The sequence below is a fragment of the Sorangium sp. So ce1036 genome (assembly GCF_051369805.1).
Classification (GTDB): Bacteria; Myxococcota_A; Polyangia; order Polyangiales; family Polyangiaceae; genus Sorangium; species Sorangium cellulosum_F.
Genome location: NZ_JBBMOX010000001.1, coordinates 215,845 through 235,022 on the forward strand (window position 1 = coordinate 215,845; position 19,178 = coordinate 235,022).

Sequence of the window (19,178 nt, forward strand, 5' to 3'; positions counted from 1 at the left end):
TCATGCGCGCACCTTCGAGAGCACCTGCGCGGGAGGCGGAGCGAGGCTCAGCTGCACCGCGACCACCCCGGGGCCCGGCTGGACTCCGGCGATGTTCACGAGGTCCCCGTCCCGGACCACGACCGCAGTAGCCGCGCCGAGCTCGACGGCGCTCGCCTGCTCGCCGATCCGCACCGCATCCGTCGCATCGAGAATCAGGGAGACCGGCAAGAAGGTGGTGCCGCCGTCCCGCGAGAAGGCTGTGACGATCGGAAGCTGTGGATCGCCCTCGATGAACTCGACCAACACGATCGCGCCGGGCGTCAGCTCCGCCGACAGACCGGCCATGCCAGCCGCGATGGGCACGGGGAGGATATCCGGCAGCCCTGCACCCTTCCGCACGGCCTGGAGGTCCACCCGGTCGCCAGCCATGGCGAGCACTCGGTACCGGTACTTTCCCAGGAAATCGTACCGAGGGAACATTTCCCGCACGATCGCCCGCAGCACGCGTAAGAGCCGGTCGTCGCTCATGGCGCACCTCCCATCGAGGGGGGCCCGCTAGCCGGCTGCCTCTGTGGGTAATTGCCTACAAGGTGCGATGAAAATGAGGGCCGTGGAGGTACCGCCGTCCATTCGCCTGAGAAGATCGTCGCCCTCCCCGCAAATACATATGCAGGAGGATTCGACGCGTCGGTCCGCCGCGCGTGGTTCGACGCACATGCTGCATTCGTCGACAGGTTGACACCGGCATTTGACCCGTGATTTCGTGGTGTTGCAGGCGAGGGGAGCGCGGCGTGGGTGCCGACGCGTCGCGCTCCCCTCCTTGCACCTCTTGCAGAGAGGTTTGTTCTATGGACAGGAAAGTCAGATCGAGGAACGAGACGACCGGCACAGGCGTAAGCGCGCAGATCCGCCTCACCGAGTCCAAGATGGCGAGCATTGTTTCGCTCGCGCTCGGATGCGGCCCCGACAGGCTTGCAGTGGGAGACGCCATCGAGGCTGCCGTCGGCGATCTTGAGCTTCTTTATGAGATGCTGAATGCGCGCGAGGACCGCTTCGCGGCAGGCACGCTGCACACGATCCAGTGCCGGCTTCGGGCGCTCTCCGAGCTCACCCGCCCGATCTGCATCGAGCTCCGGTAGCATCACGCCGCGAGCTCCTGTCCCCACGCGCTGACGCGCAGCGCCCCCTTGCTCATCTCCACGTCGAGCTGTCGAACCACGAGGGAACGGTCGAGCCGTGCCCGGAGCACGGAGCCGATCCCCACGGCGCCTGGATCGTCGACGGCGAGCTCCGCCACCTTGGCTCGCGGGTCGAAGCTGAGCAGCTCATAGGCCTTGTCGCTCGCCTCCACCTGGGACCGCTGCCCGGCCCGGGTCACGCCGTCGTAGCCGACCCACCACGGCGTCGCGCCGAGCAGCTGCCGCAGCACGCGGGAGGCCGGCGCGGCTTCGCGCACGAAGTCGACGGCGAGGCGCCCCTCGATCCCCGAGGTGTCGAAGCTCTCGCCCACGTCCGCCGCCGTGGCGGTCAGCACGCTTCGAAGCGTCACCCCGGCGTCGTTGTGGAAGTGCCTCGTCTTGCAGCGACGCGACCATCCACCTGTGCCTGCGACGACACGAGCCCGCGCGCCGAGCTGGAAGGTCCCCGAGAATAACTCGAGCACGATACCGCGGAGCTCCAGGGGGCCGAGCTTCACGACGGCGGCGCCACTGAGCTCGTGTGCCTCGTCCAGCTCCACGTCTGCGTACCACAGCCCGGCGAAGGGCACGTGAACGCTCGCCGTGAGCACCCGATGGCCGTTGATGGAGGCGAAGAGCATCACAGACTCCCCAGGGCATCGATGATGGAGAAGTCATCGGTCGGGTTCTTGATCTGCTCGATGAGCGCCTGCTGCACGCGGTCGTAGTTGTCCTCGGCAGTGGGCTCGTTGAGCTTCGCGGTGCTGCCCTCGGGCTTCGACAGCATGGGCACAGGGGCTCGGAATTGCTTGAACTTGATCTCCGAGAACCACATCCCGGTTTCGTCGTGCGGCTGAAGCTGGGAACGGTCCTCGACGACGACCGAGCGGATATTCAGGTCATCCAGCGCAGGGTGGTAGATGTCGAGCGCCTTCGGCCTGACGCCGCGCGGCGGCTTGTCGACGATAAGCTTGAAGCTCTCCCACTCCTCGAAGTGCTCGTCTTCCCAGAGGTAGACCCGCACCGAGAACGTCGCGAGGCCATCGCCCGTGTAGACCAGGAAGGCACCCGAGATGCCGTACCCCTTGCGCTCGTCCCAGTCCCGCGGCGAGCCCGCGCCGACCACCTCGGCAAGGCCAGGCGTGCGCCTGGAGGCCAGGACGACGACGTTCCACGGGTCGGGCTCTCGGAGCGGGTTGATCACGTCGGCTCCGGTTCGAGGGGAATGCCGCTCGTGACCGCCGCGCCCTCCAGCTCGGCGACGAGGCGTGCCAGGAGCGCGCGACCGGTCAGCTCGTCCGCGTCCTTCACACCGTAGATGTTGACGTTGTACGTGTTGCCGCCGCTCCGCTGCGTCGCACCCGCGGCACGCCCCGTCCCGGAGGCCTTCGCGCCCGTTGCGGCCTCGGCGAGCCCCTGGGACGCCACCTCGACGCCGGCTGTGCGGCTCTCCACGCCGAGCTCGATGCCCTGCCCGTAGAACGCGCCCTTCTCGAACCCGACCTTCGACGGCGAGGCGATCTTCCAGATGCTCGACAGTGCTGCCGTTGCGCTTGTACCGAGCTCCTTGACGACGGACACGACGCGCGAGATGCCGGAGCGGATCCCTGTCACGAGGCCATCGACGAGGCGCGCGCCGAGTGCTCCGAAGTCGAGTCCGGCGATCGCCTTGTACGCGGCATCGAACGCGACGTAGAGGCCATAGGCTGCCGCGGCGACAAGGACGATCGGGGTCAAGAGCAGCAGCACGCCGGCAGCCACACCGAGGAGCAGGGTACCGAGCGGAACGAACGACAGCGCGATAAGCGCGGCGAGCGTGCCGAGCGTCGCGACCAACACGGCGACCGCGGCGATGCCGGCGTAGACGCCCACCTTGAGCCCATCGATCTTGGTCTTCGAGTCGCTGCCGAAAGCGCCTTCGAGTGCGCGCTTGACGCGAACGAGCATGAGAATGACGACGAGTGCCGCAATCACCATGCCCTTGAAGAATCCCTGCACATAGGGCGCTACGCGCCCGACCGCCTCGAACAGCGGGTTCAGGAGCGTTTCGGCGATGAACTTCAGGTTCCGGCCCGTCACGGTGTTCTGGTCGAGCAGCCGGAGCACGCTCTGCAGCCCGCGCAGGAACGGCTCGATCTTCACGTCCTTGAACAGCGCGCCGATGCTCTCCCGTGCGCGCTGGAGCTGCATTCCGAAGCCGAGGAGCTGCGCCTTCGCGATGCGCCCGAACTTGGCCTGTACGGCATCGTCGAGCGCCTTGAGGCCTTCCTCGACGCGCACGCGGCCGTTGTGGATCGCGGCCATGGCCGTCTGGAAGCTGACGCCCATGCGCTTTGCGAGCGCCTTTCCGACGTCGGCGACCTTCAGGCCCGTCCCGTCAAGCGAGAAGGCATTGAGCACGAACACCCTCGTGCGCGCCGCTTCGGTGGCGATGCCCTGGAGCACTCCGCCGGCCGCCTGGCCCATGACCGCCGTTGCGGTCGCGACGGCAGAGAAGGCAGCCTCGAGTGAGCGCCCCTGGAGCCTGGTGCGCCCGAGCGCCAGGGCCATGTCGTTGAGCTGCGAACGAGCGAGCGCGATGCGACCGGCGAGTAGCTCCACCTGGATGCCGAGCCGCTGGTCTGCGCCCGTGCCCGCGCTCACCGCATCGAACAGGCTCTGCGCCTCCCTGGCTGCGCCGGCCGCCTGAAGCGCGAAGGCGGCGAGGGCGGCCGTGGCGACGACGGACCCCGCGACGAGCGCGACGAGCGCGGCGGCGAGGACGACGGCGGCGCCTGCTGCGCCCGCGCTGCCCAGGAGGCCACGGAGCTGCGACACCCGGCCCGCAAGGCCGCCGACTGGGCCTCCAGCCCCCTGGGCCACACCGAGCAGATCGTCGAGCCCGGACCCGGTAGCTCGCGCGGCGTTGCGCAGATCGCCGAACGTGCCACCAAGCCGGACGTAGGATTCCTGCGCGGCGGCGAGGGAGGCGCGCTTCGCGGCGAGCTGGTCGCGGAGCTGCTTCATCACCGCGACGTTGACGGCGCTGCCCCCCTGAAGGCGCCGCATGGCGGCCTGAAGCTCGTTGATCGCAGCCTGGTCGGCCTTGATCTTGTCGCGCAGATTCGCGAGCGCCTGCCCGAGGTCCTTCGCCTTGTCGGCGCCCGTGACACTCAGATCGACCGCAAACCTGGCTTCTTGATCCGCCGCCACCATGTCTCACCCGCCCAGTGCCCGCGCGATCGTCTCGCGTGTGGCCTTCAGCTCCGCCTCGATACGGCGGAATTCACGAAGCAGCACGACCGCCCCTGCCGCGCCGCGCACGAACTCCGCCTCGTTCCTGCTGCGCTCCTGGAATAGCGACCTCAGGAGCTCCGCCGATAGCCCGTCATCGCCCCTCGCCCTGTCCGCGAGGGTCGCTATTTTCCCCCGAGCTCCTTCCCGCCGAGCCCGGCAAGCTTCAGGGCGGCATTGGCCGTTGCGATGACGATAGCAGGGCGCTCCTCGATCATCTGGTCGTACTCAGGCAACGGCGGATGGATAACGCACAACCGTGCGAGTTGCCGGCAGGCCTGCACCGTGGGCCGCTCGCCGTGCTCGTCCATCCACTTGCGAGCCTTGATGCCTTCGGGCGCCTTCACGATCACCATCCTGTCGATCGTTTGTAAGGCTTCGATCTTTTTGCCAAGAGGACCGTACTTTGCCTCGGCCTCGGCGAGCGCCTCCTCATCCCTACGACGGCGCCGGGTTTCCTCGATCTGCTCCTTGAGCACAGCAGCCCGCCGGTCGCGCTCGCGCTTTATCTCGGCAGCGGCGAGGGCTTCGCGCTCTGCCTCGAGCTCCTTCTCCAGTGCGACGATCGCAGGGTCCTTGGCCGGAGCCTCCGCGGTCTGTTCCGCCGTGTGTCCCCCATACTGCGCCTGCAGCTCAGCACCATCGCTCATGCTCAGTACCTCCCTTGCCGGTTGTCGAACAGCGTCATGCCCTGAATGTTGGGCGTTGAAAGCTTCGCGTACATGACGGTGATCGGGATCTCGTCGACGAGCGGGTCAGCGCCGTTCGAGAGGCTCGCCTTGCGCCCGCTGATCCGGCAGCCGAAGAGTTCTTCCGTGATGGATATGTCCTCTTCCTCGTATTGCAGTGTGAAGTGGAAGGAGACGGACCCGTAGCTCTTGCCGTCGGGGCTCTTGCGGGCGAGTGCTTCGATGAGCGCCAGGGCGCTGGCCTTGTAGGCCTTGATGCTGCTGCCCTCGACGCTGTACTTGCCCCGCGTCACGCCGCGCGGAACGCCCGCTCGATCCATGCCCCACGCGAACGCCCGCTCGAGGCGCTCCTCGTAGTCGATCCCGGTGAACCCGTAGAACTCGTCGTTGTCGACCTTGGCCAAGGCGGAGAACCAGCCGACCTCGTAGCCATTCCGCCTGAAGATGTCTTTGCCGATGGCCATATCTCATCCCCTGACGTTTGCCGTCGCGCTCGCCGATGCGACCAGAGCCACTGTCCCCCGCATCTTTTTGATGTACGCGAGAGGGAGCACCCGAACCTGCCACCTGATGAAGCCCGTACGGAGCACGTCGTCCGTGCGCGAGAGTGTGAACGCGACCGAGGTTCCCTTGCGCTTGGCCACGATGGCGTCGCCGAGCCGCGCGTTGAGCTGCCCTTCGATCGAGGTCGCGACTTCGGGATCGATTCGTCCGCTGCCGTCCCGGCGCACCTCGACGCCGCGGCTGAGGATGGGCTCGAGCTCGGTGCGCACGATGTCGCAGGCGAGGTCGATGACGCGCCCGTACTGGAGGTACAGGAAGTCCGAGCCGACCGGAGCGAGGAGCCGGGGGTTGTTCACCCAGACGCCGGCCCGGTTCTCCCAGGACCGGAGCGTGAGGAACCGCGCATCGTCGAGGCCCGGATATACGGTCTCGTCGTGCTCGTCCGGGTTGCCATTCGGATCCCGGATGAACACGCCAGGAAGCGGCCCGTAGGCGAGCTCCGCGAGGTCGATCTCCTCGGTCACGGAAGCGGCGAGGGGAGCGACGGCGAGCGACGGCGGCCTACGGTAGCGGCGCCGCGACACGGACGAGTCGATTTTCGCGTAGCCGGCGCACACGGCCACGCGACGGGAGGACGACTCGCCGAAGACCGCGGAGAGGGCGGCGAGGTAGGCCGCAGGCGTCTCCGCGGCGTTCGGCTTCCTGGCGTGGGCGATGGCGCGCCGGTTGCGCCCGGCCGTGTGCATTGCCTCGAGGCCAGCATCGAGCGCGGAGAGCGCCATCGAGTCGAGGTCGCCGTAGACCTCCAGCGCCGTCCAGCGGGCCCGCGTGTGGCGCAGCGCCGTGATCGCTTCGGTGAGCTCGGCCGCGTTCCAGCAGGGCGCCGTGGTCGGAAAGGAGAGCTGGCCGCGAGCGCCGATCGATCCGGCGGCGAGGTCGACCCGCACGTTGCCCGCCTCGGGCAGGACGATGTTGTTTGCCGTGCCGAGCGCACGCGTGGTCGAGAACGTGCGCCCCCCGTCGAGCGAGTATTGGTAGGTGATCCCGTCCGTGCCGACGGTGCCCCCGGTGAGGAACCTGATCGCGATCTCGAGCTCGTCCGTCGGCTCGGTCGTGTTGTCGATCGTGGCGACGCTGGTGCCCTGGAGGTCGGCCGTGAGCGGCCCGAAGGCGCCAGCCACGCTCGCATCCGTGCGGACCGGGAGCACGGTCAGTCCGAAGCGCTCGATCGCGTAGGCGCCTGCCTCGACGAGCGGCCCCTCGATGAACGTATCCACCAGGTCCTTGGTTCGCGTGGTCGACGTGGGCGTGTACAGCGGGCCACCCGCCGCCGTGGCGACGATCGCAAGCACGGCATCGGCCGGCGCTCGGATGCCGAGCTGGTTGTCGAGGATCTCGATGTCAATGCTGGGAGTCGACACTCAACACCCCTGTTCTCCGCCGGTTGGCGTGACCAAGAACGTCTGACCCTGAGCCGTGATAGGAGCCTCTCGCCTCGGCCGGGGAAGCGCACAGACCGGCTGCGCGTACTCGAGCAGGAACACGAGCTCCTCACCGAACCGCTTCTCCACGGGACCGAGGCGCCGCGGCGCGCTGAGCCTGTAGAACCCCGCCGTGAAGCTGTGGATCGCCTCGACGACCCGATCGTGGAGCTCGACCACGGCATCCCACTGGACCGCCTCGTCCTGCGGCGCGCTCGCGTCGAAGGTCCAGACGTACACGCGCGCGATGAGCAGCCAGTCCCAGAGCGGACGCGGGTTCCTGCCCGGTTTCGCCGGGGGGCCGTAGCCGCCGAGTGAGCCGCCGTCGTCACCCGGCGCGAAGACCACGCGGTTGGCCCGGCCTGCCCCCTGGTTAATCTGCTTTGCGACCTCACGGTTGCCGAACACGACATTCGCCGTGACGCCGGCCGCCTGGAGATGAGCTTGCACGTGGCGGTAGAGCGAAGTGAGGCTCATGATTTCCTCCCCTTCTTCACGGCATCGCGGAACGGCGGGACGAAGCCGAGCCGGATGGCGTTGCCGAGCTTCGGTGGTATCGAGCCCTGCGGGATGATCTGGCGCTTCGGTTTCCCGCCCGCGCCGAAGTGGTGGAACACGTGATGTCCGGTGAGGACAATGAGCACCACGGTGCCGATCGCCTTGACGGAGAGGGCATTGGCGGCGTTCGCGAGCGGCTTCCCCCCGTCGCTCTTGCGCGGCGCCCACGCGGTGCCGTCCGGCGCCCGTCCTGCTGAGGCCGACGCGCGCAGCTCGGCCTCGACGTTGCGCGCGGCGATCGGCGCGGCGAGCTCCGGTAGCCGGGCCAGCTCGCGACAGCTCGCGATCATCCGCTCCAGGGCGGCGAAGTCGCCACTATTCGCCATACCGCGGCTCCCTCGCCTGAGCGTCGGTCCAGAGGTACGGGTTCGCTTCCGAGTAGCCGAAGGGGCCGCCCTTGTCGATCGCGCTCCCGCCGCCCGGCGTCGTCTGCCTGCGGGGCAGCTCGACGAGCCCCTTCTCGCTGTCCGCGGCCTCCTTCAGCCACGCGAGCGCCTCGTCCTTCTCCTCCTTGATGAGCTGATCCTGCTCCGAGGACGGGTTGAACCCTCGCTTCAGCGTCAGCCGGTAGGCCACGACGCGCGCCACGTTGTCGACAAGCGGGTCGGGGTACGGCTCCTGGAACGGCGCGGCGTACCTCTTGATGAGCCGAGCGTCGAACTGCCCCGAGATCTTCGTGGCGATACGCAGGGTGATCCCGGGGTACTGGACCTCAAGCTGCGTGATGTCCTCCTCCGGCAGCGTGCCGAGATCGCGGACGTCAGCGATGGTGACGTAGCAGCTCATCGGACCCCTCTAACCCCAAATCCCCGCCGGCTGAGCCGGTCGGGGTGGGGTACAGCAACGAGCAGGTAGGAAGCGATCAGCTCACGATCGTCTCGAAGTCATCCAGCGACAGGCCAGGGCCCGTCGGCTTGAACTTGAAGAACAAGAAGGGATGGCCGTACTCAACCTGGTTGCGGCCATCGAAGGTCCAGCGGAACTTCTTCATCACGTCGAGCTCCGCCTGGTCGAGGTGCGAGAAGCTGTTCAGCTTGAAGGGCCGGCGCACTTGGTAGATGAAGGCCGGGAGCGCATAGCCGATGACCTCGCAGCCGATGTACCAGTGGCCATCGACGGTGAGCTCATGGGCGGCGACCGGCGGGTTGAAGCCGTACGTACGCAGCACGTTGTCCTGCGCGCCGAACTCGGTGGGACCGTCGCGACCGAGCGTTTGGGCGACGAGGATCTCCTTCGCGGTCAGCTCCTGGTACGGGCTGACGACGAGGGTTCGCGGAATGAGCTTCCGCGGCTTGTTGTTCGGCCCCCGGATCGTCTTGATGTAGGCGATCGCCCTGGCGAAGGTGCTCGGCGTGAGCGGCGCGTTCGTGAGGACGTTCGCGTACGTGCCAGCGGCGGGACCGAGCACCGGGTTGACGGGGTGCTCCACGTGGAAGAAGTTCACACCGTCATAGGCCGGCTGGTCCTCGCCTTCCTCGATGAGCCGGAACAGACCGTCCTGCGGGAAGTAGGCTTCCTCTCCGGCGATCTGCTGCGCCCACTGGGCGCCGCGCTGGATGCCCTTGCCGTCGACGTCCTCGATCGAGTTGCGTTCGAGCTCGAGCGCGGTCCCGAACTCCTCGTTCTCGATCTTGTGGCTCACCTCGAAGAGGTCCTCGAGGGGGAAGCGGCCGCCGTTGCCGAGCGGCTGGATGCCGGCCGCGTTCAGCATCCACGAGTAGTACTCGGTGCGGCCGCTGCTCGGCATCTGGCGCATGAAACGGTCCCAGATGAGCTCCTGCAGGACCGAGGCCCAGGTGTCCTCGAAGAGGTACTGAAGGTTGTCCTCGAACTGGAGGATGAAGCTCGGAGTGATCTGGACCGACATGTCACGCCTCCAGCTTCACCGCGACGAATCGGCCGTCGTCGGTGAGATCGAAGATTTCGCCCGCCGCGCTGTTGCCAGTCGCCGTGCTAGTCACGGTGAGCGGGCCGGCCCAGTAGCAGGGCTCTCCTCGGTCGGCCTTCTGCACCGGGGTGCCCTCGGTGTCGTTGACGAGCCAGACGACCTGGAACTCGTGGTAGAAGTCGATTTCAGCGCGCTTCGCACCCGCGGCCCCACCGGTGTTGCTCACGTCCTGCGTCCACCGGCCTCGAGCGGTCGAAAGGGTTGCCACACCCGCGGCCGGCTCGCGGTAGTAGCCGCCGTCGATGACCGCCGGTCGGCCCTTGCGGACGGCGACGTTGGCCGCGAGCTCGACGCTGGTGCGGCTGACGCGCTCGACCTGCCCCGCCGTCTGGGGTCGGAACTTGCGGACCGAGGCCATAGGTCAGCCCCTCCCGTTGAGCCGCTCGAAGCCGGCGCGGAGCGCGGCGCGCAGCTGGCCCGGCGTGGTGGGGTTGATCTGCATCCCGCCGTCGGGCGTGCGCTCCGGCCCCACGGGGCCCCGATTGATGCCCATCTTGCGGTCGACCTCCGGATCGCGAGCGCCCGGCGCGAGCCCGCCGCCGCGCCCGCCGCGCGTCGGTGCGGACGCCCGCGCTGCGCGCTGCTGCTGCGCCGGCTGCTGCTGCCCGCTCGCCGTCGCGTCGAGCAGGCCCTTGACCACGGTGAACGGCTGGCTGCGCGCCCACCGGAGCTGCTCGTCGGTCAGGATGCCGCCCGCGCGTTCCAGGAGTTGGTCGCGCTTCACGGAGTCGAGATCTCCGGCGAGCGGCGCCACAGCGGCGCGCACGGTTCGCTCAATGACCGGGACGAGATCGCCAGCCTGCGGCGGCTGCGTCGGCTGTGAAGGCTGCGTCGCACGCGCGGCCCTGCTGGTCCCGCGCTGGTAGACCGGCGGCTTCTCCTCGTCGTCCTGCATGGTGGGCATGGGCTTGTCCTCGTCCTGCTGCGCGGCCGGCGGCGTCTCTTCCGGCGTCGCGGAACCGCCGGCCATCGCCGCGATCGCCTTGGTGATCCAGCCCTTCACGTCCTCGGGCACGTCTTCACGCGCGGTGAACGCGCCACCCTCGGTCGCAAGGGTCGCAAGATCATTCGGATCCATTCGCCTCGACCTCCCGCCCGCTCGGAGCGGGCGCCTCATGGCTCGGACCATCGCCCGAACCAACGTTTCGCTATCCGCGGTCCCGCGGAGCTCGGCAAGGAGCGGAGCCAGGGACCAGACAAACTGTTCTTCGGCCGCAATCGACGCCGGCTCTCGATTCGCTCCGACGAGCGGCGAGAGCTTCGCGTGAAGCAGCTCGTGGACCACGGTCTCCGCCACACGCGCCTTGTCCTCGGGCGTGCGCGGAGCGCGGATGTAGATTCGCGCGCGCTGAGCGTCGGGGAACGGATCGCACAGCCCGTAGGCCTCGAAGCCGTCCGGCGTCCTGAGATCGTCGACGACCTTGAGCTGGATGTCCCAGTCCCGCATCCGCAGGCGCTCCACCCAGTGGGCGACGAGGCGCGCCAACTCATGCTGCATAGGGCAACTCCTGCTCTGGCTCAGTCGAAGCAGCGGGAAGCGGCAGCACGGGAGTACGCGCGAGCTGCGGCGTCTTGACGTCGGGCTTCGCGTCCCCGTCCATGTCGCCAGCGACCGGAATGGCGAACCGGGCGGCGAGCGAGCGCGCGTCCACCTGGAGGCCATGCCGTTGCAGCGCCGCGGTGCAATCGTCCATCGCCTTGGCTGCCGCGCTGAGGCTCTCGGCCTCAGCCTTGAGGTTGGCGGGGGGCCGCGTGTCCCAGGCGACTGTCGCCCGCACGCCGCGCGGGAGGCGCCCCTCGGGCAGCACGACCGGGAGCGCCTGGGTGTTCAACGTGGCGGCGAGCGCCTCGGCGTCGCCCTGGATGAGGTCGGCGCGAATCGTCGCGTGGATGTTGGCGTTTGCGAACCCCGCACCGCCGGTCACAGTGACGATCTGGCCGGCGATCGAGATCATGAACTCCTGGTTGCTGTCCTCGATCGTCTGCCGGAAGCTCTCGTAACCACGGCCGTTGCTTTCGAGCAGCTTGGCGTCGTACCCCGGCGTGAGGCCGAAGACGGTATTGACGCCCCATGCCATGACCTTCTGGAACCAGCTCTCCTTCTGCTCCTGCGATGCGCCTTGCGGCGCCACGGCAACCCTCGCGGGATTCGCGAGCTTGGAGTTCCAGTTTTCCCGCAGGAAGAAGGCGTGCTCCTTCGAGATGTACGCGCGCGCCAGCGCCCAGAGCAGCCCGTTGTTCCACGGCTCCTGGCGACCGCCGGGCGTGTAGAGGACCCAGCGGCCATCGCCTGGCGTGATGGGCAGGAGGCCTTCGAGGGAGCGGTAGTACCAGCGGTCCTCGTGGGCCCGGTAGATGAGGTACTCGGGATCGAGGCGACAGAAGACAGGGTAGGGCGACCCCTCGACGTCGACGAACTCGCCGACCCCGACCCCGAGCACCACCCCGTCGGCGTCGAGCATCGCCAGCTCGGAGGCGGGGAAGATGGCGTTGAAGGCGCCCTCGCGACCCTCGGCTCCCTCGAAAAAGGCCACGGCTTCGGGATCGCCAGCGAACCGCTTCGGGAGCCGGACCAAGCCGCCCGTGCGCGTCCCGAGGAGGCCCTGGACCACGCCGTCGCGACGGAGCGCCCGGTAGAGCTGGCCAGCCCGCGCGAGGTCCCCCTGGCTGGCCTGGTGCTGCGCGTCCTCGACGTCGCGCTGATACCAGCGGGTGACGTTGACCGGGAGCGGCGTGATCCGCTTGCCCCTGCGACGGCGGCGATGCGCCTCCAGGCTCCGTGCCGCAGGGCGCGCCGACGCGATCGGCGAGGTGGCCGGCGTCGCGAGCTCGGCGAACGCAGCGGCCATGGCGCGGCGGATGCGGCCCCTCATACGCCGATGCCTCCCGCGTACGGGTCGAGGCTGCCCCCGTACGGATCGAGCCGCGCGGCCTCCACGTCGGCCTCGTCGCCACCGGCATCGTCGTCGGGGTAATCCGGCTGGAAGATGGCCGGCTCCCAGACGCAGAGGGCGAGCGCGTCGGCCCGATCGGGCGAGCGCTTCAGCCGCTTGCGCAGGTGGTCCTTGGATTCGACCTTCCTGCGCTGGAGCATGTCGAACTCGAACTTCGGCGCGGTGAGCTCCGCCGCGAGCTTGCTGTCCTCGGGGATCGCGCCGCCCGCCTTGAGCCAGTTACGCAGTGCGAACCAGAGCTGGTCACGCAGCAGGGGGAACTCGTTCGGGAGCCGCGCCTTCTCCGCGACGTTGACGGGGATGACCTCGATCTCCTCGGAGTAGGTGAGGAGGTGGTGGACAACCCGGATGCCGATGCCGCCGCAGGCGTCTACCTTGACGGCCGCCTTCGGCTCGCGCGGATGCCGATGCCGCCGCACGACCTGCATCACCTCGAACGCGAGCTTCTCCTCGCTGAGCCCGTTCCAGGCTGCGACCTCGATCGCCTTGAAGCCCCGGCGCGGGATCGCCACGGCGTCGTCGTCACCGAAGCGCGCGACGTCGACACCGACATGCAGCCGCCCCTCGGCCGGCGTGTCGTACCAGCGCTCTTCGGCCTCATCGACCATGTAGAGCGGGATGACCGTGCAGGCATCCTGTCGGGCGAAGTTGCCGCGGACGCGCACCTGGTAGATGGCCGAGTCCTCGCCCCACTCCAGGCGCTTCTCCTCGATCCACTCCCGCGTCGCGAGCCCCGGGATGACCTCCCGCCCCTCGATGACGTTGGGCGTCTCCTCGCTGGAGATGTGGATGGTCTTGTAGAACTCCTTCTTGTCCGTGTGCGACCGGAAGAACTCGCCCTCGCAGCGCGTCGGGTTGCCGGTGAGCAGCACGCGAGCGCCACCGGCCCGGTTTCCCTCGATGGCCTCGAAGATGACCTCAGGGATGCCGCTCGCCTCGTCGAGGATGTAGAGCAGGTTCTTGCCGCTCACCCCGGCGACGGCTTCAGCCTCCTTGGCCGTGAAGCCCGTGATCTCGCGGAAGTCCTTGGACTTGAGCCCCGACCGCGCGAGCTCGTGGATCTCGCCGTCGAGCGGATGCTTCGCCCGCGCGTACATCCGGCGGAGCTCGTACCAGAGGATCTGGTTGACCTGCCGGTCGGTGACCGACGACATGACAACGCGCGCATCGTCGAAGGAGGCGTAGAACCAGAGCGCGACGCCCGCGTCGGTGTTCGACTTCGAGACCTTGTGACCCGAGCGGACCGATACGCGCTTGTGGTCGCGTACGGCCTCGATGACCTCGATCTGCCGGCTCCACGGCTCGATGCCGAGCACCTCCCGGAAGAAGGCCACCGGGTTCTCGCGGTACCGGGCCGACGGCCAGTGGATGCGCCCCTCGGCCGCAGAGGCGGCGAGGATGGCGGCGGAGAGCGCACCGGCCATGGTCGCGCGAGGGCGGCGCCCGCGCTTCGCCACGCGATCGGCGATCGGCTCCGTCATGCGGCCTCCAGCTCGGCCAGCGCCTTCGCCACGGCAGCGGCGGCGTCAGGGAAGGGGGCCAGCGCCTTGGAGATGGCGGCCTCGATCCGCTTCCACTTCGGCGAGTCGACGATGATGAGCTCGGACGCCGGCCCGATCTCGCCGGTGAACCTCCCCAGGAGTTCGAGGGCCCCCTTCGCGGCCACGATGAGCGATGCCCGATCGCGCCAGCTCGCCTCCTCATCCTCCACGGCCTCGCGCACCAGGAGCTCGACCTTCTCGACGAGCGACAGGCAGCGGGCCCGCGCGTTCGCGACGGCCTTGAGGTCGTCCTCGGAGCCCCCCGTGCGCCGGAGCGCCCCCTTGAGGCAGCCCTCGGCGTGGAGGCGCACGGCAGTGGCGTCCACGAGGTGATGGCGCCCGATGGTCTTCCACGTGTCGCCTGCGGCGACGGAGGCCTCGATGGCGGCCCGCTTGGCGTGAACGCAGATCGGGCAGGTGTTCGGCCCCGTGGTCGGGCGGGGAAGGAAGACTACATTGGAGGCCTTCTCCTGGCCTGAAGACGGAGCTCCCGCCAGAGCAGGGCTATCCGAGCATGACGGTGCCTCCTTGGTGCGATGGGCATCGTGTCGACGCAGCGCCACCTTCGTGATGCCGAACCGCTGCGCGATCTTGATGACGTCCTCGCCAGCCGCGAGAGCAGCATCCACCGCCGCAAGCTTCTTGTGCTTGCAGACGACGCACGCGCCGCTGTGCTGCGAAGAATCGGCCACACCCGAAGAAAAGCACGCCTCGTTATAACAGGTGTAATAGCCTTACGACGCAACGGGTGTGCCGAGTCGCGAAAGCGAGACCCCGGTACCTCAACTTTCCCCGCACTGTTGGAAACGCATTCTCCTTGCCGGCGAACTGGCGTGGAGGCCGTTGACCCTGGGAGAGGCAGCCTGCCGCAGGCATGCAGGCAGGGACAGCGGCAGGTCTGCCTGAAATAGGGCCGTCCTGGCACGGAGCGGTACCGTCCTGGAACTCGTGGTGGGTGATGGCCATTGGAGGTAGCTCCGGGAGCCCGAGCCCCAGAGCGATGCACTCCCGGCCGAGAGAGGGCTGGGTGGGGCAGGTGGGGCAGGTGGGGCACTTCCGGGCCCAGTCCCGTAAGATGTCACCGTCGCCTGGCACGTTCTTTGTTGCGTGTGCGTGCATACGCGGGCGCGCGCGGGAAAATGTCTGCCATTTCGCCGGCCTAGGGCTGGAGACGCCCAACCTGCCCAACCTGCCCAACCTATCGGGTCTAAGACCGGATCGAGATCCGCCCTCGAACCGATCGCGATCCTCAAACTTTGTGGTTGCACCCTCAAGGTTTGAGGTTAGGCTGCGGATCATGGACGCACCGGTGACCGCGAAGGCGGCCCTTCTTCAGGCCCTCATCTCAGGGCCAGGCTACGGGCTCGACCTCATCGAGCGCGTGAAGGCGCAAACCAAGGGCAAGCTAAGCCTCGGACAGGGCAGTGTTTACCCAGCGTTGCGCGAGCTGGAACGCGAGGGACTCGTAGAAAGTTATGAGGCGGACCCCACTCCAGAGCGCGGCGGCCGACCGCGGAGGTATTACAAGCTCAACGCTCTAGGGGCGAAGGTCGCCATGGAGCACCGTGAAGTCGCCTTGGGTCTGTTTGCGGAGGTCGTGTAAGCCTATGTCATCGGATGAGTGTAATTTCGACGGGGACGAGGTTTGCAGGAACTGTGGACGCCACAAACATTCCGAGGGAGATGACGCATATTTCGGGGCCGTGTTCTTGTTGGCTGAAGCTATGAGGTCGGCCGATGCTCACCGAATAGATGCTGCGAAGCAACTGCTTCGTGCGACTGAGAGCATGGCCAGTGTGCAGGCTCGTGTGATGGTATTGAATGCTATCGATCAGGAGGCTCGTCGGAGAGGAATTGTGCATCCCGAGCTTCGTGAGAAGGCATCTCGTCTAGAATCTGAATACGCCAGGGGCCTGATACGTCAGGAGCATTCATGGCTGCAGGTGCTGCCGACTGGTCATGCTGAAGTTGCTGAACGCTCGATGCTGCGGGTTGAATGTGCGTTTCGCTTCGTTGCTCTGTTCTTGCCGAAGCGGTTGGTGGATGAGGAAATCGGTGATGCGGTCGAGGAAATTTCGCTTCAGTTGCAGCGTTCACCAGCTCGCTGGCCTGTATATCTGAAGATCGTGACTACCGTGTTTTGGGTGATGGTGCACGCTATCGGCTACCTGGTGTCTCAACTGAAGGGGGTTAGAAGGGCGTCGGGCGAGTAGACGCGATGAGTTTATTTGTTGTCTACTGACTCGGCTATCCTCCAGCGCTTCACCCCCTTACCGCCTGCCACCGCGACCAATTTGCGCCCGCCAACTACACGTGCACGTAGTTTCGCGAGCTTGTTCCCGAGGCGTGTCGGATCAGGTGCTGTCCCCGGCCTGGTCGGCACCAGGACCTCGATGGCCTCGCGCAGATCGTCGAAGCCGTCCGGGGGGACGTGCTGACCGCGCAGGCGCTCGGTGGAGTAGAGGGCCGCGATCGCGGTTTTCGCGGTGATGCCTGCGCCAGTGCTGTCGAGCCGCGGCAAGTGGTGGAGGATGACGGCGAGCGCCTGTTTCTCCGGGTCCTCCTCGCCCTCAACGGTGGGCCTCGTGAGCATCGGGTCGGCTCCGCCCGCGAAGAGGATGGCGGCCGGCACGAACTGCGCCCAGGGGCCGAAGGAGCCCCAGGGCTTGACGTGGCCCTGCGGGCAGCCGGCGATGAAGAAGGCGCGGAGAAGTGTCAGCGCCGCGGCGACGAGGCGCGTCCGCTCGGTGCGGACCCACCCCAGGAGGTCGGGGTGTTTGAACTCGGCCCGGTCCTCCGGGTTCTCGAGGTCGCTCTCGAGCCTGGAGATGAGCACCCGGCGCGCGGTGTCGCCCGTCAACGTGATGTTGTTCCCGGTCGCCACGATCACGGACCGCCAGCGCAGCGTCGGGATCTCGCTCTTGCCGAGGATGCGGAGCTCCACGGTGTCCTCGGCCGTCAGGCAGCGATCGAGCGGCCCGCCCCCGAACTGTCGGGTGATGTTGTCGAAGTTCACGAGCGCGGTCCCGCGCAGGGCGTAGGCTCCGAGGACCTTCTCCAGCTCGGCGTCGTCGGCCGGGTAATTCATCTTCGCCGTGGTCCGACCGGTCGCGATGAGGGACACGACGTCGCTCTGGAGGGTCTTGCCGCTGCCCCTCGTGGAGGCGTCGAACAGGAAGGCCGGGACCGCCCCCCGGATCGCTGGCCTGGCGATGAGCGTGAGGATCGCCGCGATCGCCGTGTACCGGTGCTCCTCGGACTTGTAGGGGAAGTCGCAGAAGCACTCGGCGAGCTCGGCGAGCGCGCGCCTCGCATCGTCCTGGGTCGGCGACTCGGGCACCTGCGGGAAGTCCGCGTTGGGCAGGTAGAGGTAGCCCGTCTCCTGGTCGTAGCCCGGGGAGGTGAGGACGGAGCCGTCGGGGCGCAAGGCGGGCGTCTCGATGATGCCGACGATGTGCCTGATGCCGTCCCACTCTCCCCGGTTCAGGATCGCGTGGACCACCGGGTCGGTGGGGATCGTCCGCACCCAGTCATCGGCCCGCTTGTCGAAGCGCTCCCAGCGTGCGGCGCGCGTGAGCCGCTCGCGGAGGGTAGCGAGGGCGAGTCGTCTGATCTGCGGCGAGCCCGAGAACTTCGAGGAGGCCTCCGCGTCTGCCTGGGTGACGTGCACGAGAGAGCCGTCGCGCTGGTAGAGGTCCTCATCCGTGCGGAGCGCCTGGATGCCGCGATCGGCCAGCTCGTGGAGCTCCGGGCCGAGCCGGATGAGCGGACGCGGATCCTCGCTCGGCGGGGCGACGCGCAGGTTCCCGCGCCGGCCGTGCTCCTGCTCGCTCTGGATCGCAGCGCGTTCCTCCGCGAGATACTTCGCTTCCCCGGAGCTCATGCCTGCTCGGTGCCCTTCTCGGCCGCCTTCCTGGCGAACCGGCACAGGATCATCTCGGCGACGCGCGCGGCCTTGGCGTGATCGCCTGCCCAGATCGTGGGCACGCCGTAGTCGACGTGGAACGCGACGGCGGACGCGACGATCGCCTTGGGCAGTGCTCGCGAGCGGTACCGGTGCGCCGCAACATCGAGCAGGGAGGCCTCGACGACGATCGCCCGCAGCTCGTACGCGCGGAGCTTGTCGAGCTCGCGGACGAAGCGGTCGCGCTCCCGTGTGCAGCAGTTCACGAAGTCGCCGAGCTCCTTGCGCTCGAGCCGGATGCGGTCCTCGAGGCCTTGGACCGAGTAGTCGCCCGCGGAAAGGGTCGCCCGCACGGTGGTCACCTCGTCCGAGAAGGACCAGGGCCGCTGCTCGCGCGTGTCGATGACCAGGACGATGCCGCCGCTCATGCTCCCTGCTCCGCGGCGCGGTCCCAGGCGTCCATCGCGATCTCGTACTGCTCGAAGATGGTCTTGCGGTTCTCGTAGTCCGGCTTCCGCTTGCCCGAGATCCACAGGCTGATGACGGCCTGGCTCACGCCGCACTTGCGCGCGACGCGAGCCTGTGTGTATTTCCTCGTCAGCTTCAGGAGCCGGAGTTGGCCTTCCGTGCGCATCAGAACGGAACCCTCTTGAGTTCTTGCGCGACACGCGCCTTGTACGAGCGCGCGTGCGCGAGGTCCTGGGTGATGGCATCGCCGAACCACTGCTTTGCCAGGGGTCGCGAGCAGGTGTTGGCCCACGTGCCGCGCCCGACCGGGATCTCCAGCTGCCGCCTCACCTCGTCCCAGCACTCGGCCTCGGTGCGGCCGGCCGCCTTGATGCGGGCGAGCAAGGGCGGCGAAATGCCGGGCGCGGCGCTCCGTGCGACGTTGCACTCGCTGCACGCGAGGACGAGGTTCCTGCAGACGTCGGTTCCTCCCAACGCGCGAGGAACCACGTGGTCAATCGCATATCTACCCTTGGCGACCTCCTGGCCGCACCAGGTGCAACGCTTCTTGGCTCTCCAGATGAGCGCAGCAACCGTGTAGGGCCCGAGTCGAGCTACGGCACTCCATCGGCTCAAGGTCGTGTCTCTCCAGAAATTGCGCGCAAGGCGACCTATGCGCCGCCAAGCGCGCGCGTTTGGCACTCTCTGTGGCCGCTCGC

General features: G+C 67.8%; 23 protein-coding genes. 3 read left to right on the forward strand and 20 right to left on the reverse strand.

Annotated features, from left to right (window positions below; genetic code table 11):
• Nucleotides 1–510: a hypothetical protein gene (locus WMF31_RS00640; protein WP_436600088.1), complete on the reverse strand. Its 510-nt coding sequence runs from the start codon at nucleotides 508–510 to the stop codon at nucleotides 1–3.
• A 320-nt stretch (nucleotides 511–830) separates the two neighbouring features.
• Between WMF31_RS00640 and WMF31_RS00645 the strand changes: the two genes are divergently transcribed.
• A complete protein-coding gene (locus WMF31_RS00645) occupies nucleotides 831–1,121 on the forward strand; it encodes a hypothetical protein (RefSeq protein WP_436600089.1) in 291 nt (96 codons plus the stop codon).
• Between the two features lie 2 nt (nucleotides 1,122–1,123).
• Here the strand turns inward: WMF31_RS00645 and WMF31_RS00650 are convergent, their stop codons facing one another.
• From WMF31_RS00650 to WMF31_RS00720, 15 genes are all read right to left on the reverse strand, one after another.
• The gene (locus WMF31_RS00650) at nucleotides 1,124–1,801 is read right to left on the reverse strand and encodes a hypothetical protein (protein WP_436600090.1); all 678 of its coding nucleotides are present in this window, start codon (nucleotides 1,799–1,801) and stop codon (nucleotides 1,124–1,126) included.
• The gene (locus WMF31_RS00655) at nucleotides 1,801–2,364 is read right to left on the reverse strand and encodes a hypothetical protein (protein ID WP_436600091.1); all 564 of its coding nucleotides are present in this window, start codon (nucleotides 2,362–2,364) and stop codon (nucleotides 1,801–1,803) included. The genes WMF31_RS00650 and WMF31_RS00655 overlap by 1 nt, the downstream gene beginning before the upstream one ends.
• Nucleotides 2,361–4,355 (reverse strand): hypothetical protein, encoded by a 1,995-nt coding sequence (locus WMF31_RS00660; RefSeq protein WP_436600092.1) that lies wholly within the window; start codon nucleotides 4,353–4,355, stop codon nucleotides 2,361–2,363. Before WMF31_RS00660 ends, WMF31_RS00655 begins: the two co-directional genes overlap by 4 nt.
• Before the next feature lie 203 nt (nucleotides 4,356–4,558).
• Nucleotides 4,559–5,083 (reverse strand): hypothetical protein, encoded by a 525-nt coding sequence (locus WMF31_RS00665; protein ID WP_436600093.1) that lies wholly within the window; start codon nucleotides 5,081–5,083, stop codon nucleotides 4,559–4,561.
• A 2-nt stretch (nucleotides 5,084–5,085) separates the two neighbouring features.
• Nucleotides 5,086–5,586: a hypothetical protein gene (locus WMF31_RS00670; RefSeq protein WP_436600094.1), complete on the reverse strand. Its 501-nt coding sequence runs from the start codon at nucleotides 5,584–5,586 to the stop codon at nucleotides 5,086–5,088.
• A 3-nt stretch (nucleotides 5,587–5,589) separates the two neighbouring features.
• Nucleotides 5,590–7,047, reverse strand: coding sequence for a DUF2586 family protein (locus WMF31_RS00675; protein ID WP_436600095.1), 1,458 nt, complete (start codon nucleotides 7,045–7,047; stop codon nucleotides 5,590–5,592).
• Nucleotides 7,048–7,584 carry a hypothetical protein gene (locus tag WMF31_RS00680; RefSeq protein ID WP_436600096.1) on the reverse strand — a complete coding sequence of 179 codons (537 nt, stop codon included), beginning with the start codon at nucleotides 7,582–7,584 and terminating at the stop codon, nucleotides 7,048–7,050. It lies immediately after the preceding gene.
• Nucleotides 7,581–7,991 carry a hypothetical protein gene (locus WMF31_RS00685; protein WP_436600097.1) on the reverse strand — a complete coding sequence of 137 codons (411 nt, stop codon included), beginning with the start codon at nucleotides 7,989–7,991 and terminating at the stop codon, nucleotides 7,581–7,583. Before WMF31_RS00685 ends, WMF31_RS00680 begins: the two co-directional genes overlap by 4 nt.
• Complete coding sequence (locus WMF31_RS00690) at nucleotides 7,981–8,451, reverse strand: phage protein Gp36 family protein (RefSeq protein WP_436600098.1); 471 nt, start codon at nucleotides 8,449–8,451, stop codon at nucleotides 7,981–7,983. The genes WMF31_RS00685 and WMF31_RS00690 overlap by 11 nt, the downstream gene beginning before the upstream one ends.
• 76 nt (nucleotides 8,452–8,527) lie before the next feature.
• Entirely contained in the window at nucleotides 8,528–9,532 is a 1,005-nt protein-coding gene (locus WMF31_RS00695) for a Mu-like prophage major head subunit gpT family protein (RefSeq protein WP_436600099.1), read from the reverse strand.
• A gap of 1 nt (nucleotide 9,533) precedes the next feature.
• Entirely contained in the window at nucleotides 9,534–9,971 is a 438-nt protein-coding gene (locus WMF31_RS00700) for a hypothetical protein (protein ID WP_436600100.1), read from the reverse strand.
• A gap of 3 nt (nucleotides 9,972–9,974) precedes the next feature.
• Nucleotides 9,975–11,111 carry a hypothetical protein gene (locus tag WMF31_RS00705; RefSeq protein ID WP_436600101.1) on the reverse strand — a complete coding sequence of 379 codons (1,137 nt, stop codon included), beginning with the start codon at nucleotides 11,109–11,111 and terminating at the stop codon, nucleotides 9,975–9,977.
• A complete protein-coding gene (locus tag WMF31_RS00710; RefSeq protein ID WP_436600102.1) occupies nucleotides 11,101–12,486 on the reverse strand; it encodes a phage portal protein family protein in 1,386 nt (461 codons plus the stop codon). Before WMF31_RS00710 ends, WMF31_RS00705 begins: the two co-directional genes overlap by 11 nt.
• Nucleotides 12,483–14,048 (reverse strand): hypothetical protein, encoded by a 1,566-nt coding sequence (locus tag WMF31_RS00715; protein ID WP_436600103.1) that lies wholly within the window; start codon nucleotides 14,046–14,048, stop codon nucleotides 12,483–12,485. The genes WMF31_RS00710 and WMF31_RS00715 overlap by 4 nt, the downstream gene beginning before the upstream one ends.
• Nucleotides 14,045–14,800: a hypothetical protein gene (locus WMF31_RS00720; RefSeq protein WP_436600104.1), complete on the reverse strand. Its 756-nt coding sequence runs from the start codon at nucleotides 14,798–14,800 to the stop codon at nucleotides 14,045–14,047. The genes WMF31_RS00715 and WMF31_RS00720 overlap by 4 nt, the downstream gene beginning before the upstream one ends.
• Nucleotides 14,801–15,405: 605 nt before the next feature.
• Here WMF31_RS00720 and WMF31_RS00725 point away from each other — a divergent pair.
• Nucleotides 15,406–15,711: a PadR family transcriptional regulator gene (locus tag WMF31_RS00725; protein WP_436600105.1), complete on the forward strand. Its 306-nt coding sequence runs from the start codon at nucleotides 15,406–15,408 to the stop codon at nucleotides 15,709–15,711.
• Nucleotides 15,712–15,895: 184 nt separating this feature from the next.
• Nucleotides 15,896–16,321 (forward strand): hypothetical protein, encoded by a 426-nt coding sequence (locus tag WMF31_RS00730; protein WP_436600106.1) that lies wholly within the window; start codon nucleotides 15,896–15,898, stop codon nucleotides 16,319–16,321.
• A gap of 11 nt (nucleotides 16,322–16,332) precedes the next feature.
• Here the strand turns inward: WMF31_RS00730 and WMF31_RS00735 are convergent, their stop codons facing one another.
• From WMF31_RS00735 to WMF31_RS00750, 4 genes are read right to left on the reverse strand one after another with little or no spacing between them, the layout of a single operon-like run.
• Nucleotides 16,333–17,991: a hypothetical protein gene (locus WMF31_RS00735; protein WP_436600107.1), complete on the reverse strand. Its 1,659-nt coding sequence runs from the start codon at nucleotides 17,989–17,991 to the stop codon at nucleotides 16,333–16,335.
• Nucleotides 17,988–18,440 carry an ERCC4 domain-containing protein gene (locus WMF31_RS00740; protein WP_436600108.1) on the reverse strand — a complete coding sequence of 151 codons (453 nt, stop codon included), beginning with the start codon at nucleotides 18,438–18,440 and terminating at the stop codon, nucleotides 17,988–17,990. The genes WMF31_RS00735 and WMF31_RS00740 overlap by 4 nt, the downstream gene beginning before the upstream one ends.
• Nucleotides 18,437–18,646: a helix-turn-helix domain-containing protein gene (locus tag WMF31_RS00745; RefSeq protein ID WP_436600109.1), complete on the reverse strand. Its 210-nt coding sequence runs from the start codon at nucleotides 18,644–18,646 to the stop codon at nucleotides 18,437–18,439. Before WMF31_RS00745 ends, WMF31_RS00740 begins: the two co-directional genes overlap by 4 nt.
• Nucleotides 18,646–19,161, reverse strand: coding sequence for an HNH endonuclease (locus tag WMF31_RS00750; protein WP_436600110.1), 516 nt, complete (start codon nucleotides 19,159–19,161; stop codon nucleotides 18,646–18,648). The genes WMF31_RS00745 and WMF31_RS00750 overlap by 1 nt, the downstream gene beginning before the upstream one ends.
• Nucleotides 19,162–19,178: the final 17 nt, after the last annotated feature.